The sequence below is a fragment of the Myxococcus sp. MH1 genome (genome assembly GCF_059738865.1).
The window spans coordinates 1,705,487-1,722,140 of record NZ_AP026947.1 but is presented as its reverse complement, the minus strand read 5'-3'; the positions used below and the strand labels follow the sequence as shown (position 1 = coordinate 1,722,140).

The following is a 16,654-nucleotide window of genomic DNA, read 5'->3' as shown; positions in this document are numbered from 1 at the left end:
GCTCGTCGCACATGCCACTCTGCTGACGGGCCGTGCTCCGTATACGTGAGGCGAGGCCCTCACCACGACGTGCCACGGTCATGCACGCCCACGTGCCGCAGCGCCTCGAGCGCGAGGTCCACGTGCCCGAGCGTATGGCCCGCCGACAGGCAGAAGCGCAGCCGGCTCGTCCCCTCGGGCACCGTGGGCGGACGGATGGCCTTCACCAGCACCCCCGCCTCGCGCAGCCGCCTCGCCGCGTCCAGCGCGCGCCCGGGCTCGCCCAGGATGACCGGGAACACCGCGCTGCGAGCCTCCGCGCGCAGGCCCATGCCCCGCAGCCCCTCCGCGAAGCGGCGGATGTTGCGCCACAGCCGCTCGCGCAGCTCCACATCCTTCTCCACCGCGTCCACCGCCACCTCCGCCGCCGCGCACAGCGCCGCCGGCAAGGCCGTGGAGAAGATGAACGGCCGCGCCCGGCTCGTGAGCAGGTCCACCACCACGCGCGACGTGGCCACGTAGGCCCCCTGCCCTCCCAGCGCCTTGCTCAACGTCCCCATCCGCAGCGCCACCCGCGACTCCAGCCCCAGCTCCTCGCACAGCCCCGCGCCCCGCGCGCCGAGCACCCCCGTCGCGTGCGCCTCGTCCACCATCAGCGCGGCGCCGTGCGCCTCACACGCCTCCACGATTGCACGCAGCGGCGCCACGTCCCCATCCATGGAGAACACCGTGTCCGTGACGACCAGCTTGCGCCGCGCCGTCGTCGACGCGAGCGCCTCCGTGAGCGCCTCCACGTCCGCGTGCGGGTACACGACGACCTTCGCGCGCGACAGCCTGCACCCATCCACCAGGGACGCATGGTTCAGCGCGTCCGAGAACACCGCGTCCCCCGGCCCCACCAGCGCGGGGAGGATGCCCGTGTTCGCCGCGTAGCCGCTGTTGAACAGCAGCACCGCCTCCGCCCGCTCGAACGCCGCGAGCCGCGCCTCCAGCCGGTGATGCGCCAGGGTGTCGCCCACCACCAGCCGGCTCGCGCCCGTGCCGACGCCGTAGCGCTCCACCGCGGCCATCGCCGCCGCCCTCACCGCCGAGGACGCCGCGAGCCCCAGGTAGTCATTGGACGAGAAGTTGACGAGCGTCTCGCCCCCCACCGTCACCACCGGCCCCTGCGCCGAGTCCAGGGGCTCCAGCCCCCGCCGGAGTCCCCGCGCCTGCAGCGCCGACACCTCCTCGCGCGCCCACTCCGAGGCCACGTCGCGCGTCGAATCACTCACGGCCCACTCACCCTACCGGTCCTGCCGGGGCTCCAGCGGACGGATGCCGGCCTTCTCCAGGAGCGCCATGTCCTGGGTGTACTCGGGGTTGCCCGTGGTCAAGAGCTTCTCGCCGAAGAACAGCGAGTTCGCGCCCGCCATCATGCACAAAAGCTGCGCCTCCTCGTTCATCTGCTGCCGGCCCGCCGACAGCCGCACCATCGACTGGGGCATCAGGATGCGCGCGGTGGCGATGGTGCGCACCATGTCCACCGTCTCCACCCGGGGCTGCTCCGCCAGCGGCGTGCCCTCCACCGCCACCAGCGCGTTGATGGGCACCGACTCCGGGTGGTGATCCTGATTGGCCAGCGTGCGCAGCAGGTTGCAGCGATCATCCACCGACTCGCCCAGGCCGATGATGCCGCCGCAGCACACGGAGATGCCCGCGTCCCGCACCCGCCCCAGCGTGCGCAGCCGATCTTCATACAGGCGCGTGGAGATGATGTCCCCGTAGTGCTCGGCGGACGTATCCAGGTTGTGGTTGTACGCGGACAGCCCCGCGTCCTTCAGGCGCTTGGCCTGGCTGTCCGTCAGCATGCCGAGCGTGGCGCACGCCTCCATCCCCAGCTCGCGCACGCCCCGCACCATCTCCAGCACGCTGTCGAACTGCGGGCCGTCCTTCACCTCGCGCCACGCGGCCCCCATGCAGAAGCGCGTGGCCCCCGCGGAGCGGGCCTTCCGGGCGGCGGCCAGCACCTCCGGCACCGCCATCAGCTTCTCCGCCTTGACGCCCGTCTTGTAGCGCGCCGCCTGCGGGCAGTACGCGCAGTCCTCCGAGCACCCGCCCGTCTTGATGGACAACAGCGAGCACAGCTGCACCTTGTTGTCCTGGAACACCGCGCGGTGCACCGTCTGCGCCCGATGGACCAGGTCCAACAGCGGCAGCGCGTAGACGGCCCGCACCTCGGCCAGCGTCCAGTCGTGCCGCACCGCCACTCCCTCCGGAGCGGGCTCGGCGTGGTGGGCATGGCCGTGGAAGGACTCGGTGGCGGCGTCGGACATGGGCTCCTCGACAGACGGCAAGAGGAGCGCGAACGTGCGCGGGCGGCGCGGACTTGTCAACCACTCAGCGAGAACAGGTTGACGACTTCCCTCCCACCCCCGAACGGACGACCGGCGCCCGAGGAGACCCCTGGAGCGCCGGCCTTCCACCCTTCATGTCATGCGGGCACACGTCAGACGTGGACGCGGCGCCGGCCGGCGAGTCCCACCAGGAACAGGACCAGGAGCGCGCCCAGGACGGAGAACAGCAGACCGGACGGGTGCAGGTCGAAGACGCGGCCGTCGCTGCGGAACAGCGAGCCGATGAAGCCACCCACGAAGGAGCCGACGATACCCAGCAGCGTCGTGGCCACCAGACCCATGGACTGGTTGCCGGGCATCAGGGCCCGAGCGAGAAGACCGGCGAGAAGACCGATGACCAGGAAAGCGATGATCCCCATGACACGACCTCACAGTGAGTGGTGAAGAGGGCGCACGGTGTGGCGCCCACCCGGCTTGTGCGAGGGTCAGCGCCCATCGCGCCGCCCGTGGGAATGAAGCTGGGTCGCCCCTCCCCAACGTACAACTCGACGGCATGGGTCTTGACACCAAGCCTGCCTGCTCTCCAGACGTGCCTGCTCGTCCGCCCGTGGCGACGTCAGGGTAGTGCGATACACACCCGACCCATGGCGAAGGCGAAGACGCACTACACCTGCCAGGCGTGCGGGTACCAGACGGCGAAGTGGCTGGGGAAGTGCCCGGACTGTGGCGCATGGAGCTCGCTCCTGGAGGAAGCCGGGGCGAAGCAGGACGAGAAGCGCCCGGCCTGGGGCGCCTCGGGCGGCGCGGCGAAGCCCATGCTGCTCAAGGACGTCAGCGGGGACGCGGAGGTGCGCCAGCGCACCGGCATCGCCGAGTTCGACCGGGTGCTGGGCGGCGGCGTGGTGGCGGGCTCCGTCGTCCTGTTGGGCGGCGACCCGGGCATCGGCAAGTCCACGCTGCTGCTCGCGGCCCTGGACCGGCTCGCGCGCCAGGGCGCGGTGCTCTACGTCTCCGGCGAGGAGAGCCTGCGCCAGACGAAGATGCGCGCCGAGCGGCTGCGCGTGGAGGGCGACTCCATCCACCTGTTCGCGGAGACGGACGCGGAGCGGGTGCTGGCCGCCGCCGAATCGCTCCAGCCGCGCGCGCTGGTGGTGGACTCCATCCAGACCATGTACCTGCCGGAGTTGGGCAACGCGCCGGGCAGCATCACCCAGGTGCGCGAGGTGGCCGGGCGGCTGATGGCCTACGCCAAGCGCACGGGGGTGCCCACCTTCATCGTGGGCCACGTGACGAAGGAGGGCTCCATCGCGGGCCCCCGCGTGCTCGAGCACATGGTGGACACCGTGCTCTACTTCGAGGGCGAGCGCGGCCACCCGTTCCGAATCCTGCGCGCGCACAAGAACCGCTTCGGCTCCACCAACGAGATTGGCGTCTTCGAGATGAAGGGCGCGGGCTTGGTGGAGGTCTCGGACCCGTCCGCCCTCTTCCTGTCGGAGCGCCCCGCGGGCAAGTCCGGCAGCGTCGTCACCAGCACGCTCAACGGCACCCGCCCCCTCCTGGTGGAGGTGCAGGCCTTGGTGGCCCCCACCGGCTACGGCACCGCGCGGCGCACCGCCATCGGCGTGGACAGCAACCGCGTGGCCCTGCTCGCCGCCGTGCTGGAGAAGAAGGAGGAGATTCCCCTCGTCGGGTGTGACTTGTTCGTCAACGTCGCGGGCGGCATGCAGCTCAACGAGCCCGCGTGCGACCTGGCTGTCTGCGCGGCGCTGGTGAGCAGCCTGCAGAACCGGCCGCTGGACCCGCACACGCTGGTGCTGGGCGAGGTGGGCCTGGCGGGTGAGGTGCGCGCGGTGGGCCAGGTGGAACCCCGGCTCATCGAGGCGGCGAAGATGGGCTTCAAGCGGGTGGTGATGCCCGCGGGCAGCGCCCGGCGCATGGAGGCCACGAAGCTGCGCGTGGTGGGCGTGGAGACCCTGGGCGACGCGCTCCGGGCCATGTTCGACTGACGGGCCCTACCTCCGCGTGGGCCCCGTCGGAGGAGGTGGCTTGGGCTTCTTGTCATAGCGGCCCCGGGCCGTCTGGATGGCGGCGCGGCTCTGCAGCGCCCACTTCGCCAGTTCCTGGACGGGGTCCAAGAGCGTGTGCCCCAGGGGCGTCAGCGCGTACTCCACGCGAGGCGGCACCGTGGGGTACTGGGTGCGCGTCACCAGCCCGTCCCGCTCCAGCCCCCTGAGGGTGAGCGTCAGCATGCGCTGGGAGATGCCCTCGATGCCGCGCTTCAAGTCACTGAAGCGCAGCGGCCCGTCTCCCAGGCTGCCCACGACGAGCACGCTCCACTTGTCGCCCACGCGCGTGAGGACGTCGCGCACGGCCAGACAGGGCTCGGTGGCGCCATGGGGATTCTTCGAGCGGGGACGCTTGGCGGGAGGTGGTGACATGGATGTGCCTTCTTGCGGACGAAACGGGCCCCCGTTACACGAGCGCCGGTTACGGGTTGTAACCGACGAACCTTTCGGAACCCACTCCCATCAGGAGCCGTCCCCCCATGACGACCGCCGCCACCACCGCCGTCCCCGCCTCCAAACCCTGGGCCCTCTGGACGGGCCGGGTCTTCTCCGGCCTCGTCGTGCTGGCGCTGGTCGCCAGCGCGTCCATGAAGCTGCGGCAGCCCCCGGAGGTGGTGGAGGGCTTCGCCAAGTCGGGCTTCCCGGCGTCGGTGCTCGTGCCCATCGGCATCGCGGAGCTGCTCTCGGCGCTGCTCTACGCGGTGCCGCGCACGGCGGTGCTGGGGGCCATCCTCGTCACGGGCTACCTGGGCGGCGCCACGGTGACGCACGTGCGGCAGGGGGACTCGTTCCTCATCCCCGTGCTGCTGGGCGTCATCGCCTGGGGCGGCCTGTTCCTCAGGGACGCGCGCGTGCGGGCGCTGCTGCCCCTGCGCGGCCCGAACTAAGTAGGTCGCCGGAAGTTCCGAGACAAATGCCGGTCGCATGCGCATTTTCTGGACCATGCGACCGGCAAGGAGCCCTGCCGAACTGGGGCTGACAGCAGAGGACAGGCGGAAGCTGGAGCATGCGCTGCGAAGCGTGCGCGACGCCCGCCACTTCCGTCGACTACTGGCAGTGAGACTCCTCGCAGAGGGCAAAGGCCCGGGCGAGGCTGCGCATCTGGCAGCCCTGAGTCGGCCAGCCGTCTACTTCTGGCTGGAGCGCTATCTGGCGCAGCGTGACCCCGAAGCGCTGCGAGATGCCCCGCGGCAGGGGCGGCCGAGGAATGCGCCGCGCCTGACGGCCGAGCGCCTGCGCGAAGTCGTCCGAGGCAGCCCAGAGAAGCAGTCCTGGGCGAGCCACGGCTGGACGGTGCCGCTGCTGTGCACGCACCTGAAGCGACAGGGCATCGAGGTGTCGCCCCGTACACTGCGCCGCCGGCTGCACGAGGCGGGCCTGGCGTGGAAGCGGCCACGGTACGTGTACGCCACGGCGGCGCCCCATCCAGGGCAGAAAAAGGGGGCCTTGTCCGCCGTCTGAAACGGCTCAAACGCCTGTTCCCCCGGGCCGTGCTGCTCGTCATGGACAGCACGGTGCTGCGGTGGTTTCCGCCGCTGCGCGCCGCCTGGGCCCCCAGGGGAGAGCAGGCCGTGGTGCCGATTACAGGCGAGAACGCCAAGCGCACACTGTGGGGCGCCATCAACCCTCGCACCGGCAAGCGCGTGCTGCTGGCAACCCAGCGCGCCAGACGCGAAGACTTCATGGATTTTCTGCGCGCCCTGCGTGCCGCCTACCCCGGTCGCCCTCTGCTGCTGGTGTTGGACCGCGCCAGCTGTCACACGGCCCAGAAGTCCCAGCAGCTCGCCGCTCGCCTCGGAATCCACCTGCTGCTGTTGCCCAAGCAGCGCTCAGAACTCAACTGCATGGACCACTTGTGGCGCTCCCTGAAGCAACGCGTTTCCGCCAACCGTCAGTACCCCACGGTCGAGCAGCACGTCGGCGCCGCCATCCGATGGGTGCTGGGCCTTTCTGCACGGGACGCCCTCCGCAAGGCCGGCTGCCTCGCCGAGGGCTTCTGGCTACGCGATTTGTTAGAGAACTTCTGGCGACCTACTTAGGCGGCGTCCTCCATGCGCAAGCCGCCGCGCCCTCGTTCCCGACGGGGGCGCGGCGGAGGTGTCCTTCCGCTACCAGGTCACGATGAAGGTGCAGGAGGCGCCGCCCTTCTGACGGCAGCCCTGGTCCGGGTCATGCGCGACGACGGCGTGGGGCATGAAGCGCTGGGCCATGCCCTTGATGAGGCCCTGGTCGAACCGGCACGGATAGGGATTGCCACACACCACGTGGCCCTCGTTCTTCCCGGGCACCGCGCTGTACGAGTAGTGGCCGATGCCGTCCGCCATCTCCCCCGTGAGGGGATTGAACATGGACCGGCCGTTCTTCCGGTGGTTCATGTGGAAGGCGATGTCGATGGAGGCGAGCCCCTTGTGGATGTCGGTGATGTCCGAGGGGAACACGGCGTTCTTGGGAATCATCGAGCCGACCTTCTCCAGGCCGCGCCCGCCCAGCAGGGAGTCGATCTTCCGGTACGCCTGGAGGTAGTCCTCCAGCGGGTACCAGGCCGTCACGTCGATGGCGCGCTCGGCGCCCGCCCCGCGCGCGGGGACCTTCATCACGTCCAGCAGGGCGTTGACGAGGACGGTGAACGACTGGATGGCCTCCACGATGGAGGCCACGCTCGCGCCCGTGACGGTGATGCCGGGCTCGTGGGTGACTTGGGACATGTGAGTCTGGGTTCCGGAAAGAGGGTTCGGAGGGCTACCGGCCGCCCGCGTCGAGGGCGCGGTGGGCGGTGTGGTTGCGCAGGTACAGGAAGCACTCCTTCAGCCCGTCACGCAGGCTGCCGAGCGTCTTCACGTCCCGCAGGTCGACGCCAATCTGCGTGAGCGTCTGGGCGATGACCGGGCTGATGCCCGTCACCACGCAGTAGGTGCCGAGCAGGCGGGCGGCGTTCACCATCTTCACGAAGTGGTTCGCGGTGGAGGTGTCCACCACCTCCACGCCCGTGATGTCGATGATGGCGCAGCGGGCCTTGCCCTGGGAGATGCGGTGGAGCAGCCGCTCGGTCATCTCCAGCGAGCGCTGCGTGTCCACCACCCCGACGATGGGCAGCGTGAGCACGTCCTCCCACAGCTCGATGATGGGCGTGGACAAGTCGCGGATGGCCAGCCGCTGCTTCTCGATGGTGGAGAGCTTCTCCTCCAGCTCGCGCCGGGCCGCGTCGAGCTTGAGCATCGACTGCTCGCTCTCCTGCACGGACGCGTGGAGCTGGCGGGCGAAGAGGTTGATGGTGTCCTCGAACGAGGAGAACACGTCATGGTTCTCCACCGCGATGAGATGCTCGTCCGGGTTGAACTCCCCGAGCGAAATCATCGCCAGCACGTCCCGGATGCGCTCGAGACGCTCGAGGTTGATTTCGATGACCTGCGGTTGCGACTGATTCATGGGCGATGAGGCCCGGGCCGTGGACGAGGGAGTTGGCGTTGGACGGCCCGAAACGGATTCGACACATCAGGGTATGCCCAAAACCTCTCAATGCTTCAAATGGGTGGACATCGACCCGGATGAAACATTGAAAAGCCCGCCTCTCCAGAGAGAGAACAGACTCCCTGGGAAGCGCTGTCAGCCCGGCGGGGCGCGGCCAATTCCTCTCAAATCGAAGGCCCAAACCCAGACGGACGGGCGAGCGCTCGCGGACCGCCCGCGCGCACGGGCAACGCTTCGCGTCGGAGCCATGGACACGGCGTGGGCTCCTGGACGTCGCGGGGCCCTTCGAGTGCGGAGCAGTCGACGCTCGGGGCGGGACCGCCGTCCACGGGTGGACGGGATGTCCGGGGCGCTGACGCGCCGGTGACCGGGCGTGACTAGGACAGGGGGCATGGCGTCCATCGTCCCTCCCGAGCTCCGCGCCGTGGTCGCGGAGGTGAAGCCCCGGCTGCGAGGCGTGTCGCACGCGCTCGCGTTCCTCGCGGCGTTGGGCGGCTTCATCGCGCTCGCGCTCGCGCCGGCCAAGGGCCTGCAGCACTTCGCCGACTGCGTCTTCGGCCTGTCGCTGGTGCTGATGTTCGGGACCAGCGCCACCTACCACGTGCCCACCTGGGGCCCGGCCGCGTACCAGCGCCTGCGGCGGATGGACCACGCCGCCATCTACCTGCTCATCGCCGGGACCTTCACGCCGCTGGCCACGCTGGACGCACCCGACGCGTGGACGCGGCACCTGCTCTGGGTGATGTGGGGCTGCGCGCTCACGGGCGCGGGGCTGTCGCTCTTCGGCATCTCCGGCACGCGGGGCGTGCGCTCGGTGCTCTACGTCATCCTGGGCGCGCTCTCCGCCCCGGTGATGCTGCGGCTGCCCTCGGTGGTGGGCTCGACTCGCGCGACCTGGCTCCTCCTGGGCGGCCTGCTCTACGCGGTGGGCGCCGTCGTCTACGCGCGCCGGTGGCCGGACCCCAGCCCCGCCGTCTTCGGCTACCACGAGGTCTTCCACCTCATGGTCATCGCCGCCGCCTCCACGCACTACCTCGTGCTCGTCGACTTCCTCTGGAGCCGATGACGACGGGGTGACGGCGCGCGCCCGCACCAGGACGATGCGTGCATGCGCCCTCGCGCATCTCCTCTAGTGACCCGCGCGCGCCTGGCTCCGAAGCCAGACACGGGGTGAAACCCACGCATGCGTCGGAATGAAACCCCATGGAAGGGTTACCAACTTCACGCGTGCGTTGGCGCGCATTCCAGGTAGTTTGCCATTGCGGTTCCCCCCTCCTCGAGGTCTCTCCATGGTCGCCAGGCAACGCGCTGCTCCCCCCTCCCCGCCGATTTCCAAGGGAGAGCGAAGGGACGGCTTCGCGTTCCGGGCGGGGCGCGTGTCGCTGGACCTGCCGGCGACGCTGGCGGGGCGGCTGAAGGACACGCCCCAGGAGCTGCTCCAGACGCCGAAGGACCTGGGCCGGTGGCTCATCGCCGCGGGACTGGCGGCGCAGGTGCAGGAGCCCACGGCGGAGGAGCTGGCCCAGGCGCGCGAGCTGCGCGAGGCGCTCCACCGGCTGGCCCTGGCCCGCGCTCGCGGGGAGAACTTCTCCGCGAGGGACCGCTCCATCCTCAACCGCTGGGCCGCGGAGCCGCCGCCCGCGCCCCAGCTGGGGCCTCGCGGGCTGTTCTGGGCGGGCGCGGACATCCGGGGGCTGTTGGTGACGGTGGCGCGCGACGGCGCGGAGCTGCTCGGCGGCGAGCTGGCGGAGCGCGTGCGCACGTGTGAGCAGCGCGACTGTGGCCTGCTCTTCGTGGACACCTCGCGCTCGGGCTTGCGGCGCTGGTGCTCCATGTCCGGCTGCGGCAACAAGGCCAAGGTGGCCGAGTTCCGGCGTCGGCAGCGGCAGGAGGCCCGCTAGCCACCCCCGCGCGCCAGGGCCAGCAGCTTTTGGGCGCGGGCCTCCAGCGCGGCGCGCAGCCCGTCGGGGCGCTGGATGTGGAACGCGAAGGGCAGCCGCGACAGCTCCCGCGCGAACCAGTCCAGGTCATCCGTCTGCCCCGACAGCCGCACGCCGCCGGGCACCACCTCCAGCACGCCCAGCGTGGCGAACAGGTGCTGGCGCGCCCGGGCCAGGTCCGTGTCGAGCAGCACCTCCACGGCGAACGCGCGCGGCAGCGACGCCACCGCGGCCTCCACGTGCGCCAGCGCGTCGAAGCCGTCCGGCCGCGTGAAGTGGACGTCGAGCGGGAGCACCGCGCGCACCCGGTCCAACCGGAAGGTGCGTAAATCCTCGCGCAGGTGGCAGACGCCCACCGCGTACCAGCGCCCGCCGCGCCAGACGAGGCCATACGGGTCGAAGTCGCGCTCGGTGTCCTCCTCGCGCGCTCCCCGGTAGCCCAGGCGCACGCGCTTGCGCAGCTGGGCCGCGGAGCTCAGGGCGACGAGCGCGGTGTTGTCCGCCATCTCGCGGGCGCGGGAGATGTCGAGAGTCACCGACTCGTCCACGGAGCGCACGCGCCGCTTCAGCGTCGCGGGCATCACCCGCTCCAGCTTCGCCTGGGCGCTCTCCACCGCGGGGGCCGCCTCCGCCAGGCCCAGCCCGCGCGAGGCGAGCAGCCCCACCGACAGCGCCAGCACCTCGTCCTCGGTGAACATCATGGGCGGCAGCTTGAAGCCCGCCACCAGCATGTAGGCGCCGTCCCTGCCGCGCTCGGCGGTGATGGGGATGCCCAGCTCCTCCAACTTCAGGATGTAGCGGCGCACGGTGCGCCGGTCCACCTCCAGCCGCCGCGCCAGCTCCGAGCCGCTCATCCGCCCATGGGTCTGCAGCAACTCGAGCACGGTGAGCACGCGCGTGGTGGGCCGGGACATAGGTCGGGAACCTAACGCCAGGGGCGCTCGAATCAGGGCCGATTCCGCCCTACATGCTCCGTACGGTGCCGCCCTCCCCGCTCCCCTGGAGGGCGCCCCCATGACGCAGACGTCCCACCTCTGGCTGTTCTTCGTGCTCGTGTCCGGAATCGTCATCCTCCCCGGGCTGGACATGGCCTTCGTCCTGGCCAGCTCCCTGGTGGGAGGACGCCGCTCGGGGCTGGCCGCGGTGGGCGGCATCATCTGCGGCGGCGTGTGTCACGTGGCGGTGGGGGCGACGGGGGTGGCGGTGCTGCTCGCGGTGATGCCCGCCGCGTTCAACGTGCTGCTCTGGGTGGGGGCGCTCTACGTGGCGTGGATGGGGGTGGCGCTGGTGCGAAGCCCGTCCACCTTCTCCCCGTCCTCGCAGGCCGGCCAGCGCTCCGCCCTGGCCACGTTCCGCCGGGGAGCGCTCACCAACCTGCTCAACCCGAAGGCCTACGTCTTCATGCTCGCCGTCTTCCCCCAGTTCCTGCGGAAGGAGTATGGGCCGCTGTGGCTGCAGGCCCTGGTCCTGGGGGCCATCATCGCGCTGACCCAGGGCGCGGTGTACGGCGCCATCACCCTGGTCGCGGACCGCGCGCGCGGCTGGCTGGAGTCACGTCCCTCCGCCAGCGCGCGCGTGGCTCAGGCCGTGGGAGGCCTCATGGTGCTCGCCGCCGTCGTCACCGCCCTCGAGGGCTGGCGCGGCACCTGAAGCCGCCCACTCATGTGCGTCGGACGCGTGTCGAGTGGATGGCTCTCAGGATGAGCAGCAGCACCACCGCTCCGATGAAGGCCACGAAGATGGTCCCGGCCAGGCCGCCGAAGGGCGTGCCCGCTCCCAGTGCACGGAAGATGAAGCCGCCCAGGAACGCTCCCACCACACCCACGACGATGTCGCCGATGAGCCCGTAGCCCCCGCCGACCACGGCCGACGCCAACCACCCGGCGATGAGGCCGATGACCGCCCACACTAGAATCGTTTCCAAAGACATCTCTTCCTCCTCGGGTCGCACTGATGTGTCTGGCGCAAACCTAAGCACGCCGGTTCGCGTTCGAACGGAGGCCGGGCCGTTCGCAGGGCAGGCAAGCGGGCGTCGAGCTGGTTTTGACTGACTTTCCGTTCTTTCGGAGGTAGCTGAAGAAAGACACCGCGCAAAGGAGAGCGCCCATGGGTCGTCATCGGAATGATTCACTGTGGATGAAGTGCGGAGCCCTGCTGTGGGCGGGGGCCCTGGTGGGGTGTGGTGGGGCGGAGGTGGGAGGTGGGCCGGTGGAGGAGGCCCGTGGGGAGCAGGGGCTCGCGGCCTGCGCGTATGTGATTACGACGAACACGTACGTGGGCGCGGACTGGTGGGGCACCATCGTCTTCAAGAACACGGGCGCGGCGGCGATGACGAGCCCGACGATTGCGTTCGGGGTTCCCAGCGGCGTGACGTGCGACCACGACGAGCCGGGCTGGACGCACACGCAGAGCGGGAGCACGTGCACGTACTCGCGCACCTCGGGGCTGACGGTGGGGGTGAACGCGTCCTACACGTTCTACTACTCGACGAACTCGAACACGTCGTGGACGGCGAGCAACATCGTCATCAGCGACCCGAGCTGCGGGAGCACGCCGCCTCCCCCGGGAGGTGGGCTGACGGAGAACCAGAAGAAGGTGTCGGAGGGGCTCACGAGCATCTGGGAGAACGACACGCCGGTGCTGGCGTATGCGTACTCGGAGAACATCCAGGACGGGCGCGGGTACACCAGCGGGCGCGCGGGGTTCTGCACGGGCACGGGCGACGCCATCCAGGTCATCCAGTGCTACAACGCGCGGCGCAGCGCGGCCAATGGCAACGTGATGGCCAAGTACATGCCGGGGCTGACGACCATCAACAACCGCTTCCTGTCCACGGGGCAATCGCAGCCATCCACGTCGGAGCTGGATGTCATCGGCAACTGGCGGGCGGACTGGGCCGCCAGCTACAACAACACCACCACGCGCGCGGACTTCAAGGCGTGCCAGGACCAGGTCAGCGACCAGTTCTACTACACGCCGGCCATGGCGGAGGCGAACAAGTGGGGCGCCACGAGCGCGCTGTCGAAGATGGCGCTGTATGACGCGTACATCAACCACGGCGAGTCAGGGGTGAAGAGCCTGGTGCGCGCGGCGAACAACGCGCTGGGCAACACGGCCCAGGTGGCGCCGGCGGTGGGCTACAACGGAATCACGGAGTCGTCGTGGCTACAGCGCTTCCTGGAGAAGCGCCGCGACGTGCTGGCGGCGGACGCCACGTGGCTGCAGGCCATCGACCGCGTGGCCGCGTACGAGAAGCTGCGCCGCCGGGGCAACTGGGATTTGTCCGCCGCCGTGCGCAACGACGTGCGCGCCAGCGACTGCTGGAACTCGCCCTATCCGTTCAGCGGCTACACCGTGCGCAACATCAACGCGGACGGCACCTGGAGCACCCCCGGCTCGTACACGTTCTCGTGTCAGTGAGGGGTGGGTGAGCGCCCGGGGAGCGTCAGTCCCTCGTGCGTGGGCCGACGGAGTAGAGTCCGGCCCACGCATGAGCCCGGAGCGCCGAGACACCTTCCGCTGGCGGGACGTCCCGCACCTGTTGTCGACGCGGCTGCTCGCGGCGTTCCTCGTCCCCACCCTGCTCATCCTCGCGGTGACGGGCACGGCGGTGTACCAGCTGGCGCGCGCCATCCTCGAGGAGGAGCTGGGCACCAGCCTCTCCAACATCGCCGCCGCCACCGCCAGCCAGCTCAACGGCGAGCGCATGCTCACCATCGAGCCCGGCGACGACGTGGGCGGCACCCGCACCTGGCGCAACGTGGTGCGCCTGCTCGAGGGCGTGCGCGAGGCCAGCAACGTGCGCCGCGTCTTCGCCGTCGACGTCCAGGGCCGCGTCCGCGCGGACGTGGGCGGCGGCCTGCCCGTGGGCGCGGAGGTGCCGGAGCTCGCGCGCGACAGGCTGGAGCTGGCGCGCGTCTTCGCCGGCCAGCACGCCGCCAGCCAGGTGCTCTTCACCGGCTCCGACGGACGCCTCTACAAGACGGGCTATGCCCCCATCACCCTGGCGGGCCAGGTGGTGGGCGCGGTGGGCGTGGAGGGCAGCGCGGCCTTCTTCGGCCCCCTGCAGCGGCTGTCGCGCACCTTCGCCATCATGGGCGCACTCGCCCTAGCCGCGCTCGCCGTCGTCGCGCTGCTCACCGCGCGGGGCCTCGCGCGCCCCCTGCGCCGGCTGATGGACTCCGCCCTGCGCATCGGCCGGGGCGACCTCACCACGCCCGTGCCGCCCGAGCCCACGCGCGAAATCGGCGTGCTCGCGCGCGAGCTGGAGGAGATGCGCGGCGCGCTGGAGGGCCGGGACAGACAGCTCAAGATGATGCTCGCGGGCGTCGCCCACGAGGTGCGAAATCCCCTGGGCGGCATCGCCCTGTTCTCCGGCCTGCTCCAGGAGGACCTCCGCGCCGGCGCCCACGAGGACGCGCGCGCGCACGTCGAGCGCATCCAGCGCGAGGTGGCCTTCCTGCAGCGCATCGTCGAGGACTTCCTCGCCTTCGCCCGCGAGCAGCCCCTGGCCCGCGCGCCCGTGGAGGCCCCCGCGCTCCTGTCCATCGTCAGCGAGCTGTCCTCCGCGGAGGCCCAGTCCCGGAACGTGGTGCTGGACGTGGACGCCTCCTTCGCCCTGCTCGAGGCCGACGGCAGCCTGCTCACCGCCGCCCTCTTGAACCTGGTGAAGAACGCCGTGCAGGCCTCGCCATCCGGAGGCCACGTGCGCATCCACGGCGCCGTGCGCGACGGGCGCTACGCCATCCAGGTCCACGACGCCGGCGCGGGCGTGCCCGACCTCCAGAAGGAGCGCATCTTCGAGCCCTTCTTCACCACCCGGGAGAAGGGCACCGGCCTGGGCCTGCCCCTGGCGCGCAAGATTGCCCGCGCCCACGGGGGCGAGCTGCACCTGACGTCCACGCCGGGCGACACCACCTTCACCCTGACGCTGCCGTTGGGCGCCGTCAGCCCGCCTCGTTGAACTGACGCGCCATCTGCCCCACCTCGCCGGACACCTGCGCGAGCGTGCTCGTGGCCTCCTGCGTGGACTCCAGGCGCTTCATCGTCTCGTCCATGATTTGCGACAGGTCCGAGACGGCGATGGAGATCTGCGAGATGCCCGCGTTCTGCTGCGTCACGGCGGCGGCAATCTGACGGGCCGCGGCCGAGTTCTCCTGCGACATCAGCGACAAGGCCCGCAGCGAGTCGCCCGACGCCCGCATCTGGTCCAGCCCCGTGCCGATGGTGCGCACGCCCTGCTCGCCCATGCGGGCCGCGTCCTGGATGCCCACGCTGACGTCCTGGAGCACGTCGCGGATGCGCCGCGTGGACTGCAGCGACTGGTCCGCCAGCGCCCGCACCTCGCGGGCCACCACCGCGAAGCCCTTGCCCTGCTCCCCCGAGCGCGCCGCCTCGATGGCCGCGTTCACCGCGAGCAGGTGCGACTGGGCGGCCAGGTCCTTCACCGTCTCCGTGATGTCGCCAATCAGCGAGGCGCTCCGGGCCAGCTTGTCCAGCCGCTGCTGGATGCCGTCCACCGCGCCGCGGATGTCCGCCAGCCCCGCCACGCTCTTCTCCACCGCCGCCTCGCCCTGCAGCCCCAGCGCCTCCGCGCGCCGGGCCACCTGCAGCACCGCCTCCGCCCGGTCCGCCGCCATGCTCGAGGTGCGCCGTATCTCCTCCGACGTCACCTGCGCCTGGTGCAGCGCCGCCGACTGCTTCGACAGGCTCTGCTGCTGCGCGTCGTTCGCCGCGCGCAGGTGCCCGCCCGCCTCCCCCAGCCGCGCCGCCGAGGCCTGCAGCGTCAGGGGAAGCTGACGCAGCCGCGCCAGCACCGCGTTCATGCCTTCGGCCAGGTCCCCCATCTCGTCCGTGGACACCCACGCGGGCGCCACCACGCGCCCCGCCGCCACGGATTCAATCGCCTGCCCCACCGCGTCCGCCGCCCGCGCCTGCCTGCGCGCCAGCATCCACATGGTGATGCCCGGCAGCAGCAGGAGCCCGCCCACCCACGCCAGGCTGAACGTCAGCTCCCCCGCCAGCACCCCGCCCAGCTCCATCAGCATCCGCGCCGAGCGCCGCGCGCCCTCCGACTCCAGCTCCAGCGCCAGCGTGTCCCGGATGGCCTCCAGCTTCACCACCACCACGCAGCCGCTGAGCACCAGCGCGGAGATGATGGAGCCGCCGAAGGTGAAGGGCAGGAACCACGCCTGCCGGGGCCACGAGAAGCCGCCGCCCGCCAGCGCCACCGTCGCGTGCTTGCGCTGCTCCTCCAGCGCCAGCGGCAACAACATCCGCTCCAGCGAGACGCTGATGGGAAAGCCCAGCAGCACGCCACAGCACACGCCGATGATGGTCCCCAGCACCACCTGCGACAAATCCTTGTGCCACGTCAGGCACACGTGGAGGCTGAACCAGAAGCCCCCCAGCGTCCACCCCACCCACGACGTCCCCACCGCCACGCGCCACGGCAGCCGCAGGATGCGCTCCAGTCGCTCACCCGGCTTGTCGCCCGCGCGCGCGCGCAGCGCGTTGCCCACCATCCACCGCATCAGCAGCGCGGGGTAGAGCATCCCCAGGCCCACCAGGATGGGCGGCAGCACCCACGCCACCGCCCTCACGCCCTCCCACCCGGCGACGCCCATGGACATGCCGTTGAGGTACGCCGCGATGGGCGCCGCGGGGACCACCCAGGACATGAACACCCTGAGCGCGCGCCAGCGATACTCGCGAATCAACGAATCTTCGATGCTCATGCGGGATTGCCTTCCCGCGCCTCCGGCCAGGGGACGCGGTGAGTCCAGGAATGGAGGGATGGCGGACGACCCCATTCTCCGCACGTCGTCGAGACGAAAGCGAGCGGCGCACGCCCGGTTCCAGACAT

The 16,654-nt window shown here is 70.8% G+C and carries 18 protein-coding genes; 9 read left to right on the top strand and 9 right to left on the bottom strand.

The window, feature by feature from the left end; all coding sequences use genetic code 11:
* Nucleotides 1-59 precede the first annotated feature (59 nt).
* From bioF to AC6JA9_RS07115, 3 genes are all read right to left on the bottom strand, one after another.
* A complete protein-coding gene (gene bioF, locus AC6JA9_RS07125; RefSeq protein ID WP_497959320.1) occupies nucleotides 60-1,253 on the bottom strand; it encodes an 8-amino-7-oxononanoate synthase in 1,194 nt (397 codons plus the stop codon).
* Between the two features lie 12 nt (nucleotides 1,254-1,265).
* Nucleotides 1,266-2,294 (bottom strand): biotin synthase BioB, encoded by a 1,029-nt coding sequence (gene bioB, locus AC6JA9_RS07120; protein WP_497959319.1) that lies wholly within the window; start codon nucleotides 2,292-2,294, stop codon nucleotides 1,266-1,268.
* A 173-nt stretch (nucleotides 2,295-2,467) separates the two neighbouring features.
* A complete protein-coding gene (locus tag AC6JA9_RS07115; protein WP_141328824.1) occupies nucleotides 2,468-2,734 on the bottom strand; it encodes a GlsB/YeaQ/YmgE family stress response membrane protein in 267 nt (88 codons plus the stop codon).
* A 225-nt stretch (nucleotides 2,735-2,959) separates the two neighbouring features.
* Here AC6JA9_RS07115 and radA point away from each other — a divergent pair, with 225 nt between their 5' ends.
* A complete protein-coding gene (gene radA / locus AC6JA9_RS07110) occupies nucleotides 2,960-4,321 on the top strand; it encodes a DNA repair protein RadA (protein WP_223746299.1) in 1,362 nt (453 codons plus the stop codon).
* Between the two features lie 6 nt (nucleotides 4,322-4,327).
* On the opposite strand, the gene AC6JA9_RS07105 is transcribed toward radA, so the two are convergent.
* On the bottom strand, nucleotides 4,328-4,753 hold the full coding sequence (locus tag AC6JA9_RS07105; protein WP_408887966.1) for a winged helix-turn-helix transcriptional regulator: 426 nt from the start codon (nucleotides 4,751-4,753) through the stop codon (nucleotides 4,328-4,330).
* Nucleotides 4,754-4,860: 107 nt separating this feature from the next.
* Here AC6JA9_RS07105 and AC6JA9_RS07100 point away from each other — a divergent pair, with 107 nt between their 5' ends.
* The 3 genes from AC6JA9_RS07100 to AC6JA9_RS07090 are packed head-to-tail and all read left to right on the top strand — an operon-like array spanning nucleotide 4,861 to nucleotide 6,420.
* Nucleotides 4,861-5,268: a DoxX family protein gene (locus tag AC6JA9_RS07100; RefSeq protein WP_141328818.1), complete on the top strand. Its 408-nt coding sequence runs from the start codon at nucleotides 4,861-4,863 to the stop codon at nucleotides 5,266-5,268.
* Nucleotides 5,269-5,305: 37 nt separating this feature from the next.
* Nucleotides 5,306-5,842 (top strand): helix-turn-helix domain-containing protein, encoded by a 537-nt coding sequence (locus tag AC6JA9_RS07095; RefSeq protein ID WP_408889046.1) that lies wholly within the window; start codon nucleotides 5,306-5,308, stop codon nucleotides 5,840-5,842.
* On the top strand, nucleotides 5,764-6,420 hold the full coding sequence (locus AC6JA9_RS07090) for an IS630 family transposase (RefSeq protein ID WP_223786110.1): 657 nt from the start codon (nucleotides 5,764-5,766) through the stop codon (nucleotides 6,418-6,420). Before AC6JA9_RS07095 ends, AC6JA9_RS07090 begins: the two co-directional genes overlap by 79 nt.
* A 69-nt stretch (nucleotides 6,421-6,489) precedes the next feature.
* On the opposite strand, the gene AC6JA9_RS07085 is transcribed toward AC6JA9_RS07090, so the two are convergent.
* Complete coding sequence (locus AC6JA9_RS07085; protein ID WP_267697799.1) at nucleotides 6,490-7,086, bottom strand: hypothetical protein; 597 nt, start codon at nucleotides 7,084-7,086, stop codon at nucleotides 6,490-6,492.
* A gap of 34 nt (nucleotides 7,087-7,120) precedes the next feature.
* Nucleotides 7,121-7,807 (bottom strand): STAS domain-containing protein, encoded by a 687-nt coding sequence (locus tag AC6JA9_RS07080; protein ID WP_141328814.1) that lies wholly within the window; start codon nucleotides 7,805-7,807, stop codon nucleotides 7,121-7,123.
* Nucleotides 7,808-8,240: 433 nt separating this feature from the next.
* On the opposite strand from AC6JA9_RS07080, the gene trhA reads away from it, so the two are divergent.
* Complete coding sequence (gene trhA, locus AC6JA9_RS07075; protein ID WP_473566284.1) at nucleotides 8,241-8,915, top strand: PAQR family membrane homeostasis protein TrhA; 675 nt, start codon at nucleotides 8,241-8,243, stop codon at nucleotides 8,913-8,915.
* Between the two features lie 310 nt (nucleotides 8,916-9,225).
* Complete coding sequence (locus AC6JA9_RS07070) at nucleotides 9,226-9,750, top strand: CGNR zinc finger domain-containing protein (protein WP_248542229.1); 525 nt, start codon at nucleotides 9,226-9,228, stop codon at nucleotides 9,748-9,750.
* Here the strand turns inward: AC6JA9_RS07070 and AC6JA9_RS07065 are convergent.
* Nucleotides 9,747-10,703 (bottom strand): helix-turn-helix transcriptional regulator, encoded by a 957-nt coding sequence (locus tag AC6JA9_RS07065; protein ID WP_223746294.1) that lies wholly within the window; start codon nucleotides 10,701-10,703, stop codon nucleotides 9,747-9,749. The two genes, AC6JA9_RS07070 and AC6JA9_RS07065, sit on opposite strands and share 4 nt — an antisense overlap.
* A 100-nt stretch (nucleotides 10,704-10,803) precedes the next feature.
* Between AC6JA9_RS07065 and AC6JA9_RS07060 the strand changes: the two genes are divergently transcribed.
* Nucleotides 10,804-11,439, top strand: coding sequence for a LysE family translocator (locus AC6JA9_RS07060; RefSeq protein WP_223746293.1), 636 nt, complete (start codon nucleotides 10,804-10,806; stop codon nucleotides 11,437-11,439).
* Between the two features lie 10 nt (nucleotides 11,440-11,449).
* Here the strand turns inward: AC6JA9_RS07060 and AC6JA9_RS07055 are convergent, their stop codons facing one another.
* The gene (locus AC6JA9_RS07055) at nucleotides 11,450-11,719 is read right to left on the bottom strand and encodes a GlsB/YeaQ/YmgE family stress response membrane protein (RefSeq protein ID WP_046711358.1); all 270 of its coding nucleotides are present in this window, start codon (nucleotides 11,717-11,719) and stop codon (nucleotides 11,450-11,452) included.
* 176 nt (nucleotides 11,720-11,895) lie between these two features.
* Here AC6JA9_RS07055 and AC6JA9_RS07050 point away from each other — a divergent pair, with 176 nt between their 5' ends.
* The gene (locus AC6JA9_RS07050) at nucleotides 11,896-13,209 is read left to right on the top strand and encodes a chitosanase (RefSeq protein ID WP_223746292.1); all 1,314 of its coding nucleotides are present in this window, start codon (nucleotides 11,896-11,898) and stop codon (nucleotides 13,207-13,209) included.
* A 70-nt stretch (nucleotides 13,210-13,279) separates the two neighbouring features.
* Nucleotides 13,280-14,752: a sensor histidine kinase gene (locus AC6JA9_RS07045; protein ID WP_408887969.1), complete on the top strand. Its 1,473-nt coding sequence runs from the start codon at nucleotides 13,280-13,282 to the stop codon at nucleotides 14,750-14,752.
* Here the strand turns inward: AC6JA9_RS07045 and AC6JA9_RS07040 are convergent.
* Entirely contained in the window at nucleotides 14,736-16,526 is a 1,791-nt protein-coding gene (locus AC6JA9_RS07040; protein ID WP_483577128.1) for a methyl-accepting chemotaxis protein, read from the bottom strand. The two genes, AC6JA9_RS07045 and AC6JA9_RS07040, sit on opposite strands and share 17 nt — an antisense overlap.
* Between the last annotated feature and the right edge of the window lie 128 nt (nucleotides 16,527-16,654).

Bases quoted from the DNA above. Each gene is read 5' to 3' on its own strand.
- bioB (WP_497959319.1), bottom strand. From the start codon at position 2,294: ATGTCCGACGCCGCCACCGAGTCCTTCCACGGCCATGCCCACCACGCC.
- AC6JA9_RS07115 (WP_141328824.1), bottom strand. From the start codon at position 2,734: ATGGGGATCATCGCTTTCCTGGTCATCGGTCTTCTCGCCGGTCTTCTC.
- radA (WP_223746299.1), top strand. From the start codon at position 2,960: ATGGCGAAGGCGAAGACGCACTACACCTGCCAGGCGTGCGGGTACCAG.
- AC6JA9_RS07105 (WP_408887966.1), bottom strand. From the start codon at position 4,753: ATGTCACCACCTCCCGCCAAGCGTCCCCGCTCGAAGAATCCCCATGGC.
- AC6JA9_RS07100 (WP_141328818.1), top strand. From the start codon at position 4,861: ATGACGACCGCCGCCACCACCGCCGTCCCCGCCTCCAAACCCTGGGCC.
- AC6JA9_RS07095 (WP_408889046.1), top strand. From the start codon at position 5,306: ATGCGCATTTTCTGGACCATGCGACCGGCAAGGAGCCCTGCCGAACTG.
- AC6JA9_RS07085 (WP_267697799.1), bottom strand. From the start codon at position 7,086: ATGTCCCAAGTCACCCACGAGCCCGGCATCACCGTCACGGGCGCGAGC.
- AC6JA9_RS07080 (WP_141328814.1), bottom strand. From the start codon at position 7,807: ATGAATCAGTCGCAACCGCAGGTCATCGAAATCAACCTCGAGCGTCTC.
- trhA (WP_473566284.1), top strand. From the start codon at position 8,241: ATGGCGTCCATCGTCCCTCCCGAGCTCCGCGCCGTGGTCGCGGAGGTG.
- AC6JA9_RS07065 (WP_223746294.1), bottom strand. From the start codon at position 10,703: ATGTCCCGGCCCACCACGCGCGTGCTCACCGTGCTCGAGTTGCTGCAG.
- AC6JA9_RS07060 (WP_223746293.1), top strand. From the start codon at position 10,804: ATGACGCAGACGTCCCACCTCTGGCTGTTCTTCGTGCTCGTGTCCGGA.
- AC6JA9_RS07055 (WP_046711358.1), bottom strand. From the start codon at position 11,719: ATGTCTTTGGAAACGATTCTAGTGTGGGCGGTCATCGGCCTCATCGCC.
- AC6JA9_RS07050 (WP_223746292.1), top strand. From the start codon at position 11,896: ATGGGTCGTCATCGGAATGATTCACTGTGGATGAAGTGCGGAGCCCTG.
- AC6JA9_RS07045 (WP_408887969.1), top strand. From the start codon at position 13,280: ATGAGCCCGGAGCGCCGAGACACCTTCCGCTGGCGGGACGTCCCGCAC.
- AC6JA9_RS07040 (WP_483577128.1), bottom strand. From the start codon at position 16,526: ATGAGCATCGAAGATTCGTTGATTCGCGAGTATCGCTGGCGCGCGCTC.